General features: G+C 65.5%; 13 protein-coding genes and 1 pseudogene. 5 read left to right on the top strand and 9 right to left on the bottom strand.

Annotation, left to right across the window (positions count from 1 at the left end; all coding sequences use genetic code 11):
- Window positions 1–184 precede the first annotated feature (184 nt).
- The 4 genes and pseudogenes from E1809_RS13070 to E1809_RS13055 all read left to right on the top strand — a co-directional run bounded on the left by E1809_RS13070 (window position 185) and on the right by E1809_RS13055 (window position 3,476).
- Entirely contained in the window at window positions 185–1,264 is a 1,080-nt protein-coding gene (locus E1809_RS13070) for an EAL domain-containing protein (RefSeq protein ID WP_133204666.1), read from the top strand.
- A gap of 135 nt (window positions 1,265–1,399) precedes the next feature.
- A complete protein-coding gene (locus E1809_RS13065) occupies window positions 1,400–2,755 on the top strand; it encodes a sensor domain-containing phosphodiesterase (protein ID WP_235835580.1) in 1,356 nt (451 codons plus the stop codon).
- 300 nt (window positions 2,756–3,055) lie between these two features.
- Window positions 3,056–3,157: pseudogene (locus E1809_RS27985) on the top strand (ATP-binding protein); the annotation flags it as partial.
- A gap of 7 nt (window positions 3,158–3,164) precedes the next feature.
- Complete coding sequence (locus tag E1809_RS13055; protein ID WP_133204665.1) at window positions 3,165–3,476, top strand: DUF2316 family protein; 312 nt, start codon at window positions 3,165–3,167, stop codon at window positions 3,474–3,476.
- A 6-nt stretch (window positions 3,477–3,482) separates the two neighbouring features.
- Here the strand turns inward: E1809_RS13055 and E1809_RS27740 are convergent, their stop codons facing one another.
- The gene (locus E1809_RS27740) at window positions 3,483–4,100 is read right to left on the bottom strand and encodes an MFS transporter (RefSeq protein ID WP_205754184.1); all 618 of its coding nucleotides are present in this window, start codon (window positions 4,098–4,100) and stop codon (window positions 3,483–3,485) included.
- A gap of 14 nt (window positions 4,101–4,114) precedes the next feature.
- Window positions 4,115–4,849 (bottom strand): MFS transporter, encoded by a 735-nt coding sequence (locus tag E1809_RS27735; protein ID WP_205754178.1) that lies wholly within the window; start codon window positions 4,847–4,849, stop codon window positions 4,115–4,117.
- 151 nt (window positions 4,850–5,000) lie between these two features.
- On the opposite strand from E1809_RS27735, the gene E1809_RS13045 reads away from it, so the two are divergent.
- Complete coding sequence (locus E1809_RS13045; RefSeq protein ID WP_133204664.1) at window positions 5,001–5,891, top strand: helix-turn-helix transcriptional regulator; 891 nt, start codon at window positions 5,001–5,003, stop codon at window positions 5,889–5,891.
- 342 nt (window positions 5,892–6,233) lie between these two features.
- Here the strand turns inward: E1809_RS13045 and E1809_RS13040 are convergent, their stop codons facing one another.
- The 7 genes from E1809_RS13040 to E1809_RS13010 all read right to left on the bottom strand — a co-directional run bounded on the left by E1809_RS13040 (window position 6,234) and on the right by E1809_RS13010 (window position 14,071).
- A complete protein-coding gene (locus E1809_RS13040; RefSeq protein WP_133204663.1) occupies window positions 6,234–7,028 on the bottom strand; it encodes an SRPBCC family protein in 795 nt (264 codons plus the stop codon).
- A 19-nt stretch (window positions 7,029–7,047) separates the two neighbouring features.
- Complete coding sequence (locus E1809_RS13035; RefSeq protein WP_133204662.1) at window positions 7,048–7,902, bottom strand: FAD binding domain-containing protein; 855 nt, start codon at window positions 7,900–7,902, stop codon at window positions 7,048–7,050.
- Window positions 7,899–10,268, bottom strand: a complete 2,370-nt coding sequence (locus E1809_RS13030; protein WP_133204661.1) for a xanthine dehydrogenase family protein molybdopterin-binding subunit — start codon at window positions 10,266–10,268, stop codon at window positions 7,899–7,901. The genes E1809_RS13035 and E1809_RS13030 overlap by 4 nt, the downstream gene beginning before the upstream one ends.
- Window positions 10,265–10,774 carry a (2Fe-2S)-binding protein gene (locus E1809_RS13025; RefSeq protein ID WP_133204660.1) on the bottom strand — a complete coding sequence of 170 codons (510 nt, stop codon included), beginning with the start codon at window positions 10,772–10,774 and terminating at the stop codon, window positions 10,265–10,267. Before E1809_RS13025 ends, E1809_RS13030 begins: the two co-directional genes overlap by 4 nt.
- Before the next feature lie 91 nt (window positions 10,775–10,865).
- The gene (locus tag E1809_RS13020; RefSeq protein ID WP_133204659.1) at window positions 10,866–12,032 is read right to left on the bottom strand and encodes an XdhC family protein; all 1,167 of its coding nucleotides are present in this window, start codon (window positions 12,030–12,032) and stop codon (window positions 10,866–10,868) included.
- Window positions 12,025–13,143, bottom strand: coding sequence for a vWA domain-containing protein (locus E1809_RS13015; protein ID WP_133204658.1), 1,119 nt, complete (start codon window positions 13,141–13,143; stop codon window positions 12,025–12,027). The genes E1809_RS13020 and E1809_RS13015 overlap by 8 nt, the downstream gene beginning before the upstream one ends.
- Window positions 13,144–13,186: 43 nt before the next feature.
- Window positions 13,187–14,071: an AAA family ATPase gene (locus E1809_RS13010; protein WP_133204657.1), complete on the bottom strand. Its 885-nt coding sequence runs from the start codon at window positions 14,069–14,071 to the stop codon at window positions 13,187–13,189.
- Window positions 14,072–14,386 lie beyond the last annotated feature (315 nt).

Genomic DNA, 14,386 nt, shown 5'->3' with positions numbered 1-14,386 from the left:
TCAGATTCCAGCACAGCCCTGACGGCGCGGATGGTGTCTCGTGGGGGAGACAGAACGGCCGGTCTCGTTGTACCGTCTTTTCACGGCAGGCTTGTTCCTCCCGGTGGTGACTTCGGGGGAAGGGGCGTGGCTGCCGGGTGGGTTTCCGGGCTCAGCCGGAGGCCAGGGAACAAAGGAATAGTCGATGTCGACAGAGCCGAAGCCTTTCACCCCAGGCACTGTCCCTGCGCCCGGCTCCGGGAGCCAGGATGGCCGGGCGCCTGGCGGGGAGGAACCGCCAGTCCGCCGGCAAGCTGCCGAGATCATAGAGTCGGTATTGTCCGAGTCCCGACCTGACCAGGAAGAGATCAAGGAGCGGTTGCGTGAGAGCCTTGCCGCAAATCCCGGACATCCCGAAACCGCGCTGCTGGAGCACCTGATCGCCGTCAGGGCCGTGGCCAGGTTCCGCGACCGGATGCAGGACACCGTGCCCGGGCCTGGCACGGCAGGGGCGCGGCAACTGACCGGTTCCGTTTTCCCGCGCTCCGAAGCGGCGGTGCGGTCGCGGATCGAGGCAGTTCTTCACGGCAGGATGCTGGTGACCGCATTCCAGCCAGTCCGTGACCTCGCGGATGGCAGCGTGATCGGGGCCGGGGCGATGACCAGATTCCTGGGCGAGGACGGTGGCAGCACGGAGGAATGGTTTGCCGACGCGAAGCACGCCCGGCTTGCAGGCGATCTTGAATTCGCGGCCTTGGAGTCGGCCCTTGCCGCCGCCGCGGAATTGCCCGCGCACCTGTTCGTGACGCTGAAACTATCCCCCGCGACCTGCCTGGATCCTCTCCTGCCGGTCCTGCTGGAGGAGACGGCACTGGATCCAGCCCGAATGGTCCTTGAGCTGACCGAGGCGATGACTCGGGAGCAGCCAGCACCGGTCGTTGCCGCACTGGCTCCGCTACGCCGCAAAGGGCTGCGCCTGGCGATCGACCACGCGGGCTCGTTCTTCACCTCGATCCGGCACATCAGGCACGTGCGCCCGGAGATCATCACTCTGGACCGGAATCTCATCGCCGGGATTGACACGGACGAAGTCCGTTCTTCCCTGGTCGAAGCCTTGGTCGGGTTGGCCGAACACATCGGTGCCGTGGTGATCGCGCAAGGCATCGAAACCGCCGAGGAACTGGCCACCGTCACCGCCCTGGGCGTCACCGCGGGGCAAGGCTACTTCCTCGGCCGGCCCACCACGCGCCCCGCGGACTGGAAGGAATGGACTCCCGCCCGGTAGTAGAAGGCCAACAAGGTCATAGTTCGGCGGAATGGCGGTGGCGAGCATACGGGGAGGATTATCCTGACTGAAGTGCCGGTCCGTGGGGGACGGGATCCAGGTCAGGGGGATGAAATGGTGCAGCGGCATCAAGGGATGATCCGGTCGTTTCCAGGAGGCCGGCTGCTGCTGGTCGTCCTTTGCCTCCAAGGCGCCTTTGCCATCGGGATCGCCGCAGCACTGGGCTCTGGTACCGATGTCTCCCGCGAGGCGGTTGTGGTCCTGGTGTCGCTCGCGGCAAGCCTGATCGTGGTGACGTTCTTCGTTGCCCTGAAGGGGATCCGGGACAATCACGCGGAGCGCTCCCGCGCCAGAAGCGCATACGCACTGATCGAAACCGTCGCCGAGACCAGCCAGGAATGGCTGTGGGCCGTTGACGCGGAAGGGACGTTCCTCTTTTCCAGCAGGGCCAGCAAGGCGTTGCTGGGTTACGACCCTGCCGAACTCGTCGGCCAGCCCTGCCAAATGGTCCTTGATCTGGAGGACCTGGCCAGCGCGCGGCGGTCGGTGGCGGCGGCCATGGACAGCCACGGATCGGGCTGGGACGGCGTTGTCATGGTCTGCCGCCACCGCAACGGGGCCCCGGTCTGGATGGAAGCATCAGGCCGGGCCCGCCCGGCCGGGACGGGGTTCGAAGGCACCAGCCGGCCCCTTCCTCCCCAAAGCGCCAGGGAACTGCTGAAACAACGCATTACCGACCAGGTCGAAGCCACCCTCCGCGGCCGCGTGATCCTAACGGCCTTCCAGCCGATCTATCGTCTGCCGGACAGGGAAATCATTGGTGTTGAAGCCCTCGCCCGGTTCCCGAGCGAGGACGGCAAGGGCGCGGAGCACTGGTTCAACGAAGCCAACACCGTCGGGCTCGGAGGAGAACTGGAATTCGTCGCCCTCGAAGCGGCCCTCAACGCAGCAGGACGGCTGCCGGCCGGGCTCTATGTCGCGCTGAACCTGTCCCCGCAGACATGCCTTGACCCCCGCTTGCCCGGGCTCCTGGAAAAAGCCGCTCTCCGGGAAGACCGGATCGTCCTTGAACTGACCGAAAACCTGGCGGTGGCCGAATACGCGCCCTTGACGGCAGCCCTTGCTCCCCTGCGCCGGCGCGGCCTGCGGCTAGCCATTGATGACGCCGGGTCAGGATACGCCTCCATGCGCCATATCCTGCAGCTGCGCCCGGACATCATCAAACTCGACCGGGCCCTGATCGCCGGGATCGACCATGACCCGGCCCGGCAGGCCCTGGGCGCCGCCATGGTCGACTTCGCCAAACAGATCGGCGCCACGATCATCGCCGAAGGCATCGAGAACCCCGAAGAACTGGCCGCCGTCACGGCACTGGGCATGAATGCCGGACAAGGATACTTCCTTGGCCGGCCCACGATCCGCCCTGCAGACTGGCAGGCCTGGCGCCACGTGCCCCGGAACGATTCCGACGAAACCGCCCACACGCGTTAAGCCGAATCAAACACGCCGGACAGCCGCGACACGCGTTGCCGGGCAGGGGCGCGATCTTGTCCTGGTGGTCCTAGCTGCGCTTACCCTCTTTGTCGTCGTCGCTGCTCTTGACGGCCCATAGATTTCCCGTTGTCGAGACGGAAACACGGCGCTGGGCTGCCGTCCCGACGGTCTGGTAAAAGCATGGACCCCGACGGCGCCAAAATGTGAAGCACGCCACAGGTCCGCCCAAAAGACTACGGGGAAAATCCGGTACCGGCCAGTAGGGCACGGCACCATGCCGGACGGCGATGCCGAGCCGGACGTCTGGCCCTGATCCGCGCCCTTGTCACCACGGTGACGTTCACTAGACAAGGCGCAACGAACACATGGATCCTGTCTAAAACGCCACTGCAAAGTTGAAGAATCCATGTCCCTGAACTCGAAGCAACGCCAAACCACCCGCGATGAGCTCCATGCGAACCTCGATTTGTCCGGATTGAGCACGGAGCAACTGCGCGACTCCTTGGACTTCACAGACGTGCAGTTGCAGCGCGCCCTGGACGCGGATCCGGCCACCGATCCGGCGGACGTCTGGCTCCTGCGGGACTTCCTGGAGCAGGTGGTCCGTGACCGTGGACTTGAGCCGCGCCCCTTCACCGTACTCACCGAGGGGTCGCGGGGCGCGGCGAACAGGTGGTTCGGCCTACGCCAAGCCCCGCCGACACCTACGGACGGCTGACCAGACCTAGGTCCGCGGCATTAGCCGGCTTGCTGCCGCGGCGGCGAGTGCGACGACGGCGGCAAGGGAGAGGCTGACAAGCACCCCTTCGTGGGGTTCGGGTCCGGCCAATAGGGCGCCGAAGACCGCGACGGCGAGCGCCCCGCCCGTCTGCCTGCTGGTATTGAACACGCCGCTTGCTGTGCCGGAGAGCTGCTCGGGAACGTGGTCGAGCAGTATTGCGGTGGTGGGCGGCATGATCAGCGGGGCGGAGAACCCGACGAGCATCATGGCGACCGCCAGCACCCAGACAGGTGTTTGTTCGGGGGCGAGTGCGACGGCGGCGAGTCCGGCCGCCATGATGAGCAGTCCGGTGGTTGCCAATCGGCGCGCGCCGTAGCGGCCGATGATCTTCGCAATGAACGGTGTGACGAGGGCTCCGATGGCCATCATGGGCAGGAACGCGATGCCCGTGGCAAGAGAGCTGAATCCCCTGTTCTGCTGGAGGTAGAGGCTCATGACGAACGGAAGTCCGTAAAAGCCGACCATGAACGCGAATCCAATTCCGGCCGATACGGCCATGGTGCGGGAGGTGGCCAGCACTCGCGGGACCATCGGATGGCGTCCGCGGCGCTGGGTTATCACGAACGCCGCGAGGCTCAGGATCCCGATAGCGAAGGCCAGCAGGACGTGCGGGCGGCGAGTCCCAATGCTCCTGCTTCGATGGTCGCGTAAGTGATACCGCCCATGGCGAGGACCGCCGTCGCCTGCCCGGCCCAGTCGAACGGCACGTCCCGTTGCGGCGAGCGCCGCACCCGCGCGAGGAGGAGAAGGCCGATCACTCCGACGGGAAGGTTCACGAGGAAGATCAGCCGCCAGCTCAGCAGGTTCAGCAAGCCCCCGACGACGGGACCTGAGGACGCGGCGATGGCACCTGCCGCGGCCCAGACGCCGATTGCGCGCGCCCGCTGCTTCGGGTCGCGGAATGTCTGCCCGATGAGGGCCATGGTGGTAGGCATCATGATCGCCGCGGCTGCACCTTGGATGAACCGGGCCGTGACGAGCGCGCCGAGGTTCGGGGCCAGTCCGCACGCGAGTGACGCGATCACGAAGAGGACCAGGCCGAAGGCGAAGGAGCGCCGAGCACCGAGGCGGTCGGAAACGGCACCTGCCGTGAGGAGTAGCCCGGCGAACATGAGGGTGTAGCCGTCCACTACCCATTGGAGCCCGGTCATGCCTCCTCCGACGTCGTTCCTGATACTGGGGAGGGCTACGTTCACCACCACGGCGTCGAGTGTGATGATGAAGTTCCCGAGCGCCGCGGCGCCAAGCGCGGCCCGGGTCTGTCCCGGCACCGGGTTGGTACGGGTTGCGGTGAGGTGGGTGGTCTGCACGGCTTTTCCTTGCTGATTGCGCGCCGACGTTGCTTCCTGCGCTCGGTTCCCTTCCATGGAACGGCGATCGCCGTGGCGATGGGAGGGGGCTGTTCATACTGGTTCTGGCAGAACCTCCCTGAGCTCGAGGGACTGCGCTTAACGTTGGTCCATGGACAATCGGACGGACGTGCGCGACTTCCTGGTTTCGCGCCGCGGGCGGATCACCCCTGAGATGGCCGGCCTCACCGTGTACGGCGGGTATCGCCGTGTGCCGGGGTTGCGGCGCGAGGAGGCCGCGATGCTCGTGGGCGTGAGCGTGGACTATTACACGCGACTCGAGCGCGGGAACCTGTCCGGTGTTTCGGAGGGCGTGCTCGAAGCGCTGGCCCGAGGCCTCCGGCTTAACGACGACGAGCGGGACCACTTGTTCGCCCTTGCCCGCACGGCCAATGCGTCCTCCCAGGCGCGTTCCCGGGAGTACCGGCCGAAAGCTCAGACGCGGGTCCGGCCCAGCATCCAGGTCGTGCTCGATTCCATCACGGACGCTCCGGCGTTCGTCCGGAACGGGCGCAGGGACATCCTCGCGGCGAATCATCTGGGCCGTGCCCTTTACGCCCAAATGTTTGAAGACCCCGTGCATCCGGCCAATTCGGCGCGCTACGCGTTCCTTGACCCCCGTGCACGCGATTTCTATTGCGATTGGAACCTCGCGGCAAACAACATCGTGGCCATCCTGCGCTCGGAGTCTGGACGCAACCCTTACGACAAAGCCTTGGGCGACCTGGTGGGCAGCTTGTCAATGCGTAGCGACGACTTCCGCGTACGTTGGGCTGCCCATGACGTCCGGCATCATTACTCGGGCCGGAAGGAATACCACCATCCTGTGGTGGGCGACATCAGTCTTTTGTTCGAAGCGATGCATCTCGCCGAGGATCCGGGTCTGACGCTTGCGGTTTATCCGGCTGAGCCGGGTTCGGCGTCGGAGGAATCGCTTCGGCTGCTCTCTGCGTGGGCACCGGCAGTCGAGGTTGCAGACCGTACGGGCGTAAAGCCTTCATGAAGAACTGGGTGACGGGACGAGCCACCCGCCTGCCCAGTTCTTCACTTCGCTGTCGGATGGTGTGGCCGGCCATACCGCGTGGCCGGCCACAGACATCGCTCGGCGGGTCCCCGAAGCAATGTCCCGCGTCCGGAATTCTCAGGGGGGCTGAAGCATCGGGACGGACCATCCGGGGGCGGATCCCCCACAAACAAAACTATGGCCGGATCGCCCCGTTAGGTGCTCCAGAGGCCGCTACTGAGTGGTAATTAGCACCAAATTGAGTGGCGGCAAAGGCCAACACTCACACGAATGGAGCTCCAGCATTCAACATGCTGGAGCTCCCTCGTGGTGCACCAACCATCAGCCCCGATCGCGCTTTCGGATAAGCCAAACGAGCAGGACCAAGAGGGCGGCAAAGAGTACCGTCGGGCCATAGCGGCGTACCAGGATCGGCCACATTGTCGAGCCGAGGTCCAGTTCTGCTGCCGGGGCGACGGGCGGTTTCGACGCCGTCCCTCCCGTTTGGGGCGCCGCGGCACGAGGGGAGGCTGCCGGCGTCGGGGTTACCGGTGGCGCGGCCGAGGTTGCAGCGCCCGACGGCGGCGCTCCCGCCGCGTCCGCTGCAGCGGCAGCCTCGGCGGCAGGCGCAGCAGAAGGCGCAGTGTCCGCCCCAGCGTCCCCAGTGGCAGCCGGCTCGGCTGATTCTCCGGCACCACCACCCGCCTTCCCAACGACGCACTCAACAAACTGGGCCAGCAATTTGTCCGAAATGTCCTGGATGACGCCTCGTCCGAATTGGGCAGGCTTGCCGGTGACGTTCATGTCGGTGGTCACGTCCACGGCGGTGCCTTCGCCGTCTTGGGTGAGTACCGCCGTCACCGTGGCACCTGCCGTGCCGTTCCCGCGTTTGTCCTTACCCGTCGCCGATATGACGACCGTGTGCGTGTCCTCGTTGCGTTCCACGAACTCGCCGGTGCCGGCGTAGATCATGGCGATCGGCCCGAGTTTGACCTTCACTGTGCCCGTGAACCCCTCGCCGTCTACGGAGGTAAGGGTCGCTCCCGGGAAGCAAGGCGCAATTTCTTCCAGTTGGTTGAAGGACCGCCAGGTTTCCTCGAGCGAACTCGGAACCACGAAGCGATGTTTGAGTTCCACGTTTCCCTCCCGTCGTCCCCTAGAGTCCTGCGGCGGCGATGACCGCACGCTTCGTCAGGACCTCAGCCAGGTGCCGGCGGTAGGCCGCGTCTCCGTTGAGGTCGCTGGCAGGTTCGGTCCCTTCAGCCGCATGTGAACTGGCGGCGGCGATCGCTTCCTTCGTCAACGGCGCACCCGCCAATGCTTGTTCGACCGCGGTGGCCCGCACCGGCGTACTGGCCATGTTGGTCAGCCCGATCCTTGCCTCGGCGATCGTGCCGCCCTCCACACGGACCATAGCGGCCACCGCGACGATGGACCATTGCTGGGCCACCCGGGTGAACTTCTCGTAGTGCGCTCCCCAACCCGTGTATTTCGGGACCCGGATCCCGGTGAGGATTTCGCCGTCGTCGACGGCGGTGGTGAAGTACCCCTGGAAGAAGTCCGCGGCTGCCACCTGGCGTTCGCCGTCCGGACCAGCCAGGATGAACGTCGCCTCCGCGGCGAGCACCGGTGCGGGCATGTCGCCCGCCGGGTCGGCGTGCACAAGTGCGCCACCGAAGGTGCCGCGGTGGCGCACCTGGGGATCCGCCACCGTCGCCGCGGCCTTGGCCAGCAACGGCACGTGCTCGGCGATCAGGGGGTCGGTGGCAACTTGGTGGTGCGTTGTCATGGCACCGATCAGGAGGGCATCGCCGTCGTCCCGGACGCCGGATAGTTCACCGATCCGGCCCAGGTCCACCACCATCGCCGGGTCGGCGAGGCGCAGCTTCATCACCGGGATGAGGCTTTGACCGCCGGCCAGCACCTTGACGTCGTCGCCGGCGTCGGCGAGCGCCGCGAGCGCCTCCGCGACCGTGGCAGGGGCGGCGTAATCGAATGCGCTCGGAATCATTGCACACCTCCGGCAGTCTTGGCTTCTTCGAGGGCCGCCCAAACGCGCGACGGCGAGCAAGGCATGTTGATGTCCTTCACGCCAAGGTGCCGCACGGCGTCCAACACGCCATTGACGATGGCTGGGGTCGAGGCGATCGTTCCCGCCTCGCCGACTCCCTTGGCACCCAACTGGTTGGTGGTCGCCGGGGTCTCGGTGCGCGCCGTCGTGAAGTGCGGCAGATCAGGTGCGCTTGGCACGAGGTAGTCCACGAATGAACCTGTGACGAGGGTTCCGGTCTCGTCGTGCACGGCTTCCTCGTAGAGGGCTTGCGCGATTCCCTGGGCCAGGCCGCCGTGGACTTGGCCTTCCACGATCAGTGGATTGACCACCACGCCGACGTCGTCCACGCAGACGTATTTACGGATGGAAACTTCGCCTGTCTCGGTATCCACTTCGATGGCGGCAAAGTGGGTGCCGTGGGGGAAGGAGAAGTTGTCCGGGTCGACGGTCGCTTCGGAGTCCAGGTTGGGTTCGAAGCCTTCCGGCAGGTCGTGCCCGGCGAACGTAGCGAAAGCGACGTCGCCGAACGACGTTGATTGCTCCGTTCCCTTGACGCTGAACTTCCCTTCGGCGAATTCGATGTCCTCTTCGCTCGCTTCCATCATGTGGGCGGCCATGACTTTGGCCTTCGCGATCACTTTGTCCGCCGCGGCGAGCACCGCCATCCCGCCGACAACCAGCGAGCGGGAGCCGTAGGTGTCCATGCCCCGTTGGGAGATGTGGGTGTCTCCGTGGAGGACCTCGATATTTTCGAACGCCACACCGAGTTTGTCCGCCACGAGTTGGCTCCATGCGGTTTCGTGGCCTTGGCCGTGGGCTGAGGTACCAGTCACCACTTCGATGTTGCCGGTGGGGAGCACCCGCACTTGGGCGTGGTCCCAGCCGCCGGCGACGTATCGGAGTGCGCCAAGTACCCGGGATGGAGCCAGTCCACACATTTCCGTGTACGTAGAGATGCCGATGCCGAGCTGCACGGGATCGTTGGCTTCGCGACGCCGGGCTTGCTCGGCTCGGAGCTCGTCATAACCAAAGAGTTCCTCGGCCTTCGCCGTGGCCGCCTCATAGTTGCCGCTGTCGTATTCCAGCCCTGCGACCGTGGCGAAGGGGAATTCCTCGTGCGTGATCCAGTTCTTCTTGCGCAGCTCCAGCGGATCCATGTTGAGTTCGACGGCGAGTTCGTCCATCGTGCGTTCGATCGCGAACGTGGCTTCCGGCCTCCCGGCGCCCCTGTAAGCGTCGGTCCATGCTTTGTTGGTGAAGAGGTTGGTGCATTCGAAGCGGTAGGCCGGGAACTTGTAGATCGAGTTGTACATGAAGGCGCCGAGGATCGGGACGCCCGAGGCGACCAAGCCCAGGTAGGCGCCCATATCCGCGAGCAGGTGGATATCCAGGCCGGTGACGATCCCGTCCTTCGTGGCCGCGAGTTTCACTTTCTGCACTTGGGCACGGCCGTGGTGGGCAGCCATCAGGGATTCGCTACGGGTCTCCGTGTACTTGCATGGCTTGCCGGTATGCCGGGCGGCCAGCACTGTGATGGCTTCTTCGGGGGTCACCTGCAGCTTCCCGCCGAAGCCGCCGCCCACGTCCGGAGCGATCACGCGGACTTTGCTTTCCGGGATGCCCAGGGTCAGCGCCAGCAAAAGCCGCAGGATGTGCGGTATCTGCGTGGCCGACCACACCGTGAGCTGCTCACCCGTGGGGTCCACCAGGACGGATCGCGGTTCCATGAAGGCCGGGATGAGCCGTTGCTGGTAGTACGTGCGCTCAATGAGGACTTCGGCACCCTCGAGCGCCTCGGCGATCGGTTTGCCGCTACCGGCGGTCCCCGAGTCGTACACCCACGTGGCCGAAATATTGGTGCCTAGGTCCGGATGCGCCAGCACTTCGTCCTTGACGGCTTCCTCGAGGTCCAGGACGACCGGCAGCTCCTCGTAGCTGACATCGACCAGTTCGACGGCGTCGCGCGCGGCTGCGGCGGTGCGGGCAACAATGCAGGCAACCACTTCGCCGGCAAAGGCTACGGTGTCGACGGCGATGGCCGGGTGGGCGGGTGCCTTCTGTTCCGCTGTGATTGGCCAGACGTTCGGTAGGCTTCCCTGCTTGTCCGCCACATCCGCTCCGGTAAGCACTGCAACGACGCCGGGTGAAGACTTCGCCTCGGACGTGTCGATCGAGGTGATCTTCGCGTGCGCGAACGGGCTTCGCACCAGGGCGAGGTGCAGCGTGCCTGGCAGCGTGAGGTTGTCCGTGTACCGGGTGCGCCCGGTGATCAGGTGGGCATCTTCCTTGCGGAGGCGTGCCTTGCCGACTTCGGTGACGGTCATGCCACACCTGCCGTTTCGGTTTCGTTGCTACCCGCGGAAACGGTGCCATCGGCAACGGCCTGGACCGCGGCAACAATGTTCTGGTACCCGGTACACCGGCACAGGTTTCCTTCCAGGCCGTCCCGGATTTCCTGCTCGGTGGGGTGTGGGTTTTCACTGAGGAGTGATGCGGATTGCATGATCATGCCCGGGGTGCAGAAGCCGCACTGCAGCGCGTGGCATTGGTGGAAGGCCTGTTGGAGCGGGTGGAGCTTGCCGTCTGTGGCCATGCCTTCGATGGTGGTGACTTTGTGGCCGTCCGCTTGAACCGCGAACATAGTGCAGGATTTGACGCTGACTCCGTCCAGATGGACGGTGCAGGCGCCGCAATTTGTGGTGTCGCAGCCGATCAATGTTCCGGTCTTGCCGAGCCGTTCGCGCAGATATTGGACTAGCAGTAGTCGTGGCTCGACTTCGTCGGTGTAGCTCACATTATCGACTTCGACGGTGATCTTGGAACTCGCCATGGGGATCTCCTGTCGCCTTGGAAGACGAGCGCGACTGCCCGAAATCCAGTCTTGATGTGACACAGGTTACTCCTCGGAAGGGGCGAAAGCCTTAGCTCTGCTCGAGTTTGTACCCCGCATCCTCATGGTCCGGTTCAACCGTGGGTTCGTGGTGGATCCGGGCCTCCATGGTGGTCAATCGTCCACCCCCGCCACCCCAGTGCAGGGCGATGATTTCGGCGGCAACGGAAACAGCGGTTTCCTCTGGCGTGCGGGAGCCGAGGTCCAGGCCGATCGGGCTGGAAAGCTTGGCCAATTCAGCCTCGCTCAGGCCTGCTTCGCGTAGCCGTTCCATGCGGTCGTGGTGGGTACGGCGGGATCCCATCGCTCCTACGTACGCCACGTCATGGCGCAGTGCCAGCTCCAACAACGGCACGTCGAATTTCGGGTCATGCGTGAGAACACAGATCACCGTGCGCTCGTCTACTTGACCGGCGCTGATCTGTGCCTGCAGGTAGCGGTGCGGCCATTCCACCACCACTTCGTCCGCTTGCGGGAACCGGGCTGCGGTTGCGAAGACCGCGCGTGCGTCGCAGACGGTCACCCGGTACCCCAGGAAGCTGCCTTGACGTGCGACGGCGGCGGCGAAGTCGATCGCGCCGAACACCAGCATCCGCGGCTGCGGGGCGAAGCTGAGGGCAAACACGCGCATCCCCTCACCTCGCCGCTGGCCGTCCGGCCCATACATGAGGGTCGCGTTGCGGCCAGCCGCCAGCAGGCCTTGAACGTCGTCACTGACCGCATGGTCCGCGCGCTCGCTACCCAAAGAACCGACGAAGCCGTCCGGGCGCACCACGAGGTGGCGGCCCAGCCAGGCCGGATCCGGGTGTTCGATCACGGTGACCACCGCCACGGGGCGACCGGCTCCGACGTCGTCCGCTACTCGCGGCAATTCCGGGAAGATCTCAGCGGAAACCGGCTCCACGAAAATGTCCAGGATCCCGCCGCAGGTCAAGCCGACCTCGAAGGCGGCGTCGTCGCTGATGCCGTATCGCTGGAGAACGGGCTTGCCGGTCTGCACCACGTTGGTAGCCAGTTCGTAGAGCGCGCCTTCCACGCAACCGCCGGACACCGATCCAACCGCGCTGCCGTCGGCGTCGACCATCATCGCGGCCCCGGCGGGACGGGGTGCGGAGCGGAAGGTGCGGACCACTGTTCCGAGTCCCACGGTGTTGCCCGCAACTATGGCGGCGACTAAATCATCCAAGACCTCACGCATTGGCAACCACGTCCAATAATTCCTCGAAGCTCTGCATTGAGTGTCCTCCTACAAAGTAGTCAACGTGCGGCAACACCGCCTTGATTCCCCGCTGCAACGGCTGGTAGCCGGCTTTGCCGCGGTGCGGGTTTGACCAAATGACCCGCCGTGCCAAATGGTGCAGCCTCTCGGCTTGGCGTCCCAGCAGGGTCGGGTCGCCGCGTTCCCAGCCGTCACTCATGATGACGACGACGGCGCCACGCACCACTGCGCGCTGGCCCCAGCGGTCGTTGAACGCGCGCAATACCTCTCCGAGCCGGGTACCCCCGGACCAATCGGGGACCACGCGGCCAGCCAGGGCCAAGGCATTTTCGGGATCCGGCACCCGCAAAGCACCCGTCACGCGGGTCAGCCGGGTCCCCAGCGTGAACACTTCCACGTGCCGCGGGGCGGCTTCAACCACCCTGTGGGCAAGACGCAGGAGGCTGTCCGCATAGGGAGCCATCGAGCCGGAAACGTCGATCAGCAAGACCATGCGGCGGGGCTTGCGTGGCGCCCGGGCGCGGCGCAGGGGCCCCGGTTCTCCGCCGCGGCGCAACTGGTCGCGCAGGGTCCGGATGCGGTCGATGTCCCCATGCCGGTCAAGGTGTTTGCGCCTGGTCTTGCGGGTGGGCAAGCGCACCGGCAGATCCTCGAACATCCGGTACAGCTGTGCGCGTTCCGCGTCGTCAAGGACGGCCACATCGCGGTGCCGCAGCAGCTCCCGGCTGCTGGCGAGCGCCCGCAAGTGTTCCCGCCCGCCGTCCGCGCCGCCGTCGTCGTTATCCAAAGCGGCTGCGCTCACGGGGCTTGCCGTGACCTGGAGACGGTAGCCCGTGGGATGCTCCGGCGCGAACCACGCCTCAAATGTCCGCTGGTAGGCGGGCAAATCCTCCGGGGAGGCGCAGAGGGTGGCGCGGCCTGCCCAGAAGACGTCGGAGCGGCGATCCAAGGAGAGCCTGCCGACGGCGTCCACGAAGCTGAGCGAGCGGTCGGCAGTCACCTTTACTCCGGTCGCGCGCACCGCTGCGGCGAAGGCCAGCAGAATCTCGTCGGCGCTGTGGCCTGTCTTTTCGGCGCTACGCCCTGTCATTTCAGCGCTTCGCTCCGGGAGCTGCCCTGCGGACTGCACGGGATCAGCCAAGCATCCGGGCCAGGGCCGCGGAGACGCGCTCGGTGTCTTCCCGGTATTTGCAGAGCGCACCGATGCTGGCAGAGGCGGAGGCCAGATCCAGCTCAGCGCGCCCGAGCTGGTGCAGGGCCCGCGCCCAGTCGAGGGTCTCGGCCACTCCGGGTGGTTTGAGGACGTCGTTGGTGGCCCGGATCTGCTGGACGATCCGCACCACTTGTTCGGCCAACAGCGCCGGCACGTGCGGGAGCCTTGTGCGCACGATTTCGACCTCGCGGGCCAGTCCCGGGTGGTCGATCCAGTGGTAAAGGCACCGGCGCTTGAGTGCATCGTGAAGGTCGCGGGTTCGGTTGGAGGTGAGTACGACAATCGGAGCGGTGTCAGCCTTGACCGTGCCGAACTCGGGGATGGAGACCTGGTAAGTGGAGAGGACTTCGAGCAGGAACGCCTCGAACTCGTCGTCAGCGCGGTCGATCTCGTCAATCAGCAGCACGGCCGGGCTTTGCTGCAGTGCCTTGAGGATGGGCCGGGCAAGCAGGAACCGTTGGTCGTACAGCGAGCTTTCCAGCTCGGCGACGCTCAATCCCGCGCCGCCGCTGGCCTCGACGCTGCGCAGGTGAAGGATTTGGGCGGTGAAATCCCAGTCGTACAGCGCCTGCGCGGCATCGATTCCCTCGTAGCACTGCAATCGGATGAGCGGCAGTCCGAACGCTTCGGCGATGGCCTCGGCCAGGGAAGTCTTGCCGGTGCCGGGCTCACCCTCCAGAAGCAGCGGCCGTTCCATGCTCAGCGCCAGGTAGCCGACCGTGGCAAGGCCGTCATCCGCGAGATACCCGGTCCCAGCCAGCATTTCTGCCAGCGCTGCGGCGGAGCTGATCGACGTCTGCGTCATGGCACAAGCATAGGGTCACCGGACTTCGGGGTCAGGAGGTGGCGCTGGCAGGTTCCGAGTGCGGTTCTTTCGCGGAGAGTACGACTGCGGTGGGCGGGCTGGGCTTCTGCCGTCCTCGCATGGCGGGGTCACTTATGGCCCATGTTGGCCCGAATAATGGGCGCCAACTGACCCCGCGTTGCGCCTTTGCCATCGTCCTCGTCCCTGTTGCTGTAGCCTGCCTTGAAATCTGAAGTACGACGACAAAAGTTCTTCAGCTCTGAAGAGTGGCAAAAGCGGGATCGAAGCAAAACTTGAAAGCTCTAGGTCCGCGTC

This window comes from Arthrobacter terricola, assembly GCF_004354015.1.
GTDB lineage: Bacteria > Actinomycetota > Actinomycetes > Actinomycetales > Micrococcaceae > Arthrobacter > Arthrobacter terricola.
Note: the sequence above shows the minus strand (reverse complement) of the source record. Positions and strands in the feature narration are given on the sequence as shown.